The organism is Plebeiibacterium sediminum (assembly GCF_026013605.1).
In the GTDB taxonomy this organism is placed as follows: domain Bacteria; phylum Bacteroidota; class Bacteroidia; order Bacteroidales; family Marinilabiliaceae; genus Saccharicrinis; species Saccharicrinis sediminus.
The window spans coordinates 1-6,158 of sequence record NZ_JAPDPJ010000127.1; the positions used below are offsets into that span (position 1 = coordinate 1).

Genomic DNA, 6,158 nt, shown 5'->3' on the forward strand with positions numbered 1-6,158 from the left:
AGCCTATTCATTTTTTCCAAAGAAACCTGCTATTAAAGTTGAGCAAATTAAGTCTGATCAATTAGCCTTATTTTAGAATCGAACTGAGGTTATTAGTAAGGAATGATTTGGGATGTTTTTAAAACATCCCTTTTTTTTGTCCGTTTATCTACTTTCAAATAAAGCTTCAGAAACATTTAGTGCGTAATTGCCAATTTTTTCACATTCATTAAAAAAGTCTGTAAATACAATTCCTGTATCGTATGAATACTCTTTGTTCTTAATGCTCTCAAGGTGCTCAGACTTTAGTTGTTGACAATATTGGTTGATTTGATTTTCAATTTCAATAGCTTTATCAATTGTGATTTTTTTCTCATCAGTATTTAGATTATTTCTCATAATCATTAATGAATTCTCAACCAGGTTTAGCATTAAATCCAGCTTATCAAGAACAGCAGATGAAAACTTAATTTTGTTTTTCTGCATTCTGTTAATAATTCTGGCTAATGTATAACTGCTATCGCCAATGCTTTCAAGGTCGCTGACAAGTTTAAGCATTGCTCTGATTTTTTTTCGGCTTTGCTCACTTAATTTACCTTGTGATACCATAGCAAGGTAGTTGGCAATTTCTACTTCAACATCGTCGCTAATTGATTCGTATTTTTCAATGTTTGTATAAAGTCTGTTGAATTTCTTTTCGTTACCTTCATGAAGCAATTTTTGATTAAAGCCAAGCATTTTGTTGGTGTGGCGTGCAAAAGATTGTAATTCTTTTTTTGCCTGTAAAATTGATAGTTCTGAAGTTGACAACATTCCTGTTGTAATGTATCTTAATTTGAATTCTTCCCCTTCTTCGCCTTTATGAGGAACCAGTTCAATGATAGCACGATGTATTAAAGGAACAAATCCTATAAAGATGATCAGGTTTAATACATTAAATGAAGTATGAAACAACGCTAAGGCAAATGGTATAAGCGCCTGAGGGTTTTTAACTGAAAACGCATTAAAATTGGAAATGTATTCTTTTATGTAAGTTGTGTATGGAGTAAAAATGGCAAGCATCCATATAACACCTAAAAGATTAAAGAATAAATGAGCTCTTGCTGTTCTTTTGGCAGAGATATTTCCAATTGTAGCAGCAATGTTTGGGGTAATTGTAGTTCCAATATTTTCGCCTAAAATCATAGCGGCTCCCAGATGGAATGGGATCCATCCTTGTGTACACATTACAAAGGTAATAGCCATAGTAGCACCACTAGATTGTACTATTAAAGTAAGTAAACTACCAATAAAAACAAAAAGCAGAACAGAGGCGAAGCCCAGATTAGTGTATTCTGATAAAAAGCTTAATAGTTCCGGATTGCTATTAATATCAGGGAAAGTTGATTTAATAAAATCAAGACTTACAAAAAGAATTGAAAAGCCAATAATGGCTTCACCCCATGACTTATGGCGTTGAACTTTAGAAAAAACCAAAGGGAATCCTACAGCCATTAATGGTAATGCGTATTCTGTAAAGTTAAACCTAAAACCAAATAAAGAAATTAACCATCCTGTTATTGTAGTACCTACATTGGCACCCATAATAACGCCAATTGATTCAACCAGCGATACTAATCCTGCATTAACAAAACTAACCACCATTAATATGGTAGCACTTGAGGATTGAATTGTTGCAGAAACTAAAAGACCTGTTAAAACTCCCAAAAAGCGATTGCGAGTCATAGCTGCAAAAATACTGCGCATTTTTGATCCGGCCACTTTTTGCAGGGCTTCACTCATTAATTTCATTCCGTAAAGAAATAAACCTACGGCTCCAATTAATTTTAATAAGTCAACTAATGAGTAATCCATAAACCAGAATAATTAATGTGTGCACCTTATTTCTAACTAGATAATCAAAACGTAAAAATAATAACATTTTGATAGAAATAATGATAGGTTTCGAGTATGAATGCATTTTCTGAGAAAATTAATCAATTAAATTGACTGTTTTATGACGCAACTATTTTTGTTGATAGTCATCTAATATCATATAATGTTTATATATTTGATCACGATATTACAAATAGTCAAACTTAATTTTAAATATGAAGAGATTTTATCTACTTGCGGTAAGTCTATTTCTGGTCGCTTTTTCATTAATGTTAGAAGCCCAGGAAAAGGAGAAAACGAACAATTGGTATTGGGGAATTTCTACAAGTATAACCCCATCTGTTGATACGGAATTAAAAACACACGATTTTATCAGAAAAGATAATGAGCAATGGAATGAGTATTATTTCGACTTTGTTGAAGGTACTTTTTACTCATGGAATTTAGGCTTGAATATTGAAAGAAGGTTTTTGGATAACAGACTGGCTATTGTTTCAGGTCTTCTTTATTCTCAAACAATAAGCGGTATGGATTCTGATGATTATAGTTCTTCTGAATTTATGATGATTAACATTAGTAATGGTAGTTCAGGAGTAGAGTACTTAAAAGTAAAAGGCTTTGATCAGAAAGCACATTATCTGGGTATTCCTGTTGGAGTAAAATATACGCCATTAAAAGATCATTTTGTAAATCTTTATATTAAAGCGGGATTAACATTTGATTTGTTGTTGGGTCATAAAATCAATACTGATTTTGTAAATCCTCTTATGAATAAATATAATGATAGAGTAGGTAAGCTTTTTAACGACCCTGCGAATTTATATACAACTTTTGATTTTAGAGGAGGTATGAAGTTGGGGAAAGTTGGTCAGCCTAATTTAAATTTAGAAATAGGACCGACTGTAATATTATCGGATGATCCTAGCAGTATTACTACTTCTGAAGTTGGCTTTAGCTTTCAATTAAATGTATTATTACCACTTTAAAATATAATGAAATGAAATATATATATCCAATATTGTTTTTATTACTTGTTGTATTAGCAGGTTGTTCTGATGATGATTTATATTTGGAAGAATCCGTATTTATTGAAGATCCGGAAGTTCCGGGATTACCTATTTACTCTGAGTATGGTTATAATACTTTTGGCGTAAGATATGATAGAGATGTTATTACAAATAATACTGCTGATTACCCGTTAAAAGTTATTGTTAGTGATGGATCTTGCTCATTTAATTTTAATGGTAGAAAGGATTATTACAATGATTTTAATATCACATTAAAATTAGATAATTATCTACCTAATGATGAATATGATTTACTTGATTTAAACAATCAGGTAATTGATCTTACCGGAGAACAAGTTGATGTGGAAATAGAAGATAATGGTAAAGAAGAGTCTGTGGAAATACTTAATGGTCAGTTTACTTTTAAAAAAGTGCAGCGTTTAACTGTTGATGAAGTAGAAAGTGGCGTAATTCTTTCCGGGGTATTTGATTTTAAAGCAATTATTAATGGAGAGCCTGTTGCTTTTTCATATGGTAGGTTTGATGTAATTATCTCTTACTCTAATTTCTTTGTGTTGAATTAAGCTGAAATAAAATATATAACGAAGCCTTTATTTTTAATGATAAAGGCTTTTTTTTATGGGTTGTTGATGTGTATAAACGTTAATGTATTATTTAATTTAAAACGTTGATTTGACAGGATGGCAATGTGTATTACAACATTTTAAAGCGATAACCAGTTTTAAATAAAATTGTAATTATAGCATTACAACACAGCAAATAGCAGTAGTACCCAGAAATAATCCTGCGTAAATCTGGTAAGGATTATGGGCGTTTAAAGTAAGTCGACAGGTACCTACTAAGCCAGCAATTCCAATACAGATTAGCAGCCACATATTTGTATTAACTCCATATTTAATATACATAGCAATTAGTGCGCCTATTACGCCGCCGATACCTACCATGTGAATACTTATTTTCCAAAAAAATGATATAGCAAGAGAAATAATGAGAGCAACTAATGTTCCAAGAAAAAATAACGGAATAAATGTTGGAAGCTGAAATTTTTTAAGGAAATAGTAACCTAAAATAAAGAAAAGTCCAGTTACCAATAGTGGTAAAATTCTTTCTTTTGATGAATCCATGTGAATGGATTTGATAATTTTGGTTTGTATAAATATTGGAATTACACTCAAGGGTAAAATACAAGTGCTTATTAGAACAATGATTGTTACTAAACGTCTGTATTCAAAAGGTAAAAAAGTAATGTGACTTTGCGTGCTGAAGATAATTAATAAGCCAATAGTTGGCATCAGCATTGGGTGAAGCAAAGTTGATATAATGGAAGCAATTTTTTTTTGCATATAAATTCTAATTTATAATTAATGGATTGCGAATCATATTTTTCACAATCCATTAAAACTATTGTATTCATTTTAATTAAAAAATTAAAGCTCTTTTCGTAACCTGGCTACAGGAATATTCAATTGCTCACGATATTTTGCAACAGTTCGGCGAGCAATGTTATAAGATTTTTCTTTCAGTATTTGTGAAAGTTTATCGTCAGTTAATGGTTTACGTTTGTCTTCTCCCTCAATACACTCAGAAAGGATTTTTTTGATCTCACGAGTTGAAACTTCCTCACCAGAATCAGTTTGCATACCTTCAGAGAAGAATGATTTTAAAGGGAAAATTCCAAAATGAGTTTGAATATATTTACTGTTTGAAACCCTTGAGATCGTCGATATATCCAGATTTGTTTTTTCTGCAATATCTTTTAATATCATAGGTTTCAACTTCGTTTCATCACCTTCCTCAAAGTATTCTTTCTGGTACTCTAAAATGGCATGCATTGTATTCATTAAAGTGTTTTGTCGTTGCTTTATTGCATCAATAAACCACTTTGCAGAATCCAGTTTTTGCTTCACAAATATCACAGCATCTTTTTTGTCTTTGGTCTGATTTCGTTTGTTACCTGCGTAATCTTCCAGCATGTTTGAATAAGTCTGACTGATTCTTAACTCCGGAACATTTCTGGTGTTAAGCGATAACTCTGGCTTACCATTTTTGATTTCTAAAATAAAATCAGGAATAATATGCTGAACTGTTTTTGTCATCGGGTTGCTATAAGAGCTCCCTGGTTTTGGATTCAGTTTCAGTATTTCTTCCAAAGCATCTTTTACTTCATCTTCTTCAAGGTGAAGTCTTTTGGTTATCTTTTCATAGTGCTTTTTTGTAAACTCCTCAAAATGATATTTTATAATGTTATAGGCGTTTTCAATAGCCGGAAAAGATCTGTCCTTTTTGTTTAACTGTAGTAATAAACATTCCTGCAAATCTCTGGCTGCTACTCCTGCCGGATCAAAATCCTGAACAATTTCTAATACATCAAGCGCCTCTTTTTCATCAAATTCAACGTTTTGACTAAAAGCAATATCATCAATTATTTCGTCAATTTCCCGTCTTAAATAACCATCTTCATCTATATTGCCCACAATATGTTCGGCTAATAAATGCTGACGTTCATCTAATATTCTTAATCCAAGCTGATCAGTTAAAAACTCATGAAAAGTTGTACCATCAGAAAATGGGATATCTTCGTGCTTATCATCTTTTGAGAAATTACGTGATTGTAATTTATAAGCAGGTATGTCTTCGTTTTGAATATACTCATCAATGGATAATTCATCCTTCTCTACTTCCGATTCTTTTACTTCAGGTTCATCCATATCGTCGTTATTACGACCTTCGCCATCAAGTTCTAAAACCGGATTCTCCTCTATTTCTTTTTTTATACGTTGCTCCAGTTGAGCTGCCGGAATTTCCAGAAGCTTTATCACCTGAATTTGCATCGGTGATAGTTTTTGAAGTAACTTTTGTTGTAAACTTTGTTTTAACATACTCGTGTTTCTTTGTTTGTATTGCGAAGTGAAAGTGTTTCACAATACAGTGTAACGCAATAAAATATCCAAGTAGTACTTTGCTGTTGTCAACAAAATTAAGATTAATTGATTAAATGTAGAGAATATGCGATGCCAAATTTGATTCTGGAAAGTTAATAAACGTTATAAATCTAAAATATTGCTTTATGATAGGAGAATACTCTTGTTATTCGGGTTTTTACTTGTTTAGATTGTAGTGCTTATTGATTTATTAAAATAAAAAAAGCCGCATATTTTGTATGCAGCTTTATGTATTTTAACTCAGAGCTGTCCTAAACGTTTTCTAAATTAGTTAGTCATAATTTAAAAATCACGCATTGGGACAGATTTTTATCTTTTTTGAAAATCAATCCCC

At 31.7% G+C, this 6,158-nt stretch carries 5 protein-coding genes; 2 read left to right on the forward strand and 3 right to left on the reverse strand.

The window, feature by feature from the left end; all coding sequences use genetic code 11:
* Positions 1-144 precede the first annotated feature (144 nt).
* Positions 145-1,833: a Na/Pi cotransporter family protein gene (locus OM075_RS24060; RefSeq protein ID WP_301193111.1), complete on the reverse strand. Its 1,689-nt coding sequence runs from the start codon at positions 1,831-1,833 to the stop codon at positions 145-147.
* Positions 1,834-2,069: 236 nt separating this feature from the next.
* Here OM075_RS24060 and OM075_RS24065 point away from each other — a divergent pair, with 236 nt between their 5' ends.
* Both OM075_RS24065 and OM075_RS24070 read left to right on the forward strand, forming a co-directional pair.
* Complete coding sequence (locus tag OM075_RS24065) at positions 2,070-2,840, forward strand: porin family protein (RefSeq protein WP_301193112.1); 771 nt, start codon at positions 2,070-2,072, stop codon at positions 2,838-2,840.
* Positions 2,841-2,851: 11 nt separating this feature from the next.
* Positions 2,852-3,445, forward strand: a complete 594-nt coding sequence (locus OM075_RS24070) for a hypothetical protein (protein ID WP_301193113.1) — start codon at positions 2,852-2,854, stop codon at positions 3,443-3,445.
* Between the two features lie 174 nt (positions 3,446-3,619).
* Here the strand turns inward: OM075_RS24070 and OM075_RS24075 are convergent, their stop codons facing one another.
* Positions 3,620-4,225, reverse strand: coding sequence for a PAP2 family protein (locus OM075_RS24075; RefSeq protein ID WP_301193114.1), 606 nt, complete (start codon positions 4,223-4,225; stop codon positions 3,620-3,622).
* A gap of 84 nt (positions 4,226-4,309) precedes the next feature.
* Positions 4,310-5,761 (reverse strand): RNA polymerase factor sigma-54, encoded by a 1,452-nt coding sequence (rpoN, locus tag OM075_RS24080; protein ID WP_301193115.1) that lies wholly within the window; start codon positions 5,759-5,761, stop codon positions 4,310-4,312.
* Positions 5,762-6,158: the final 397 nt, after the last annotated feature.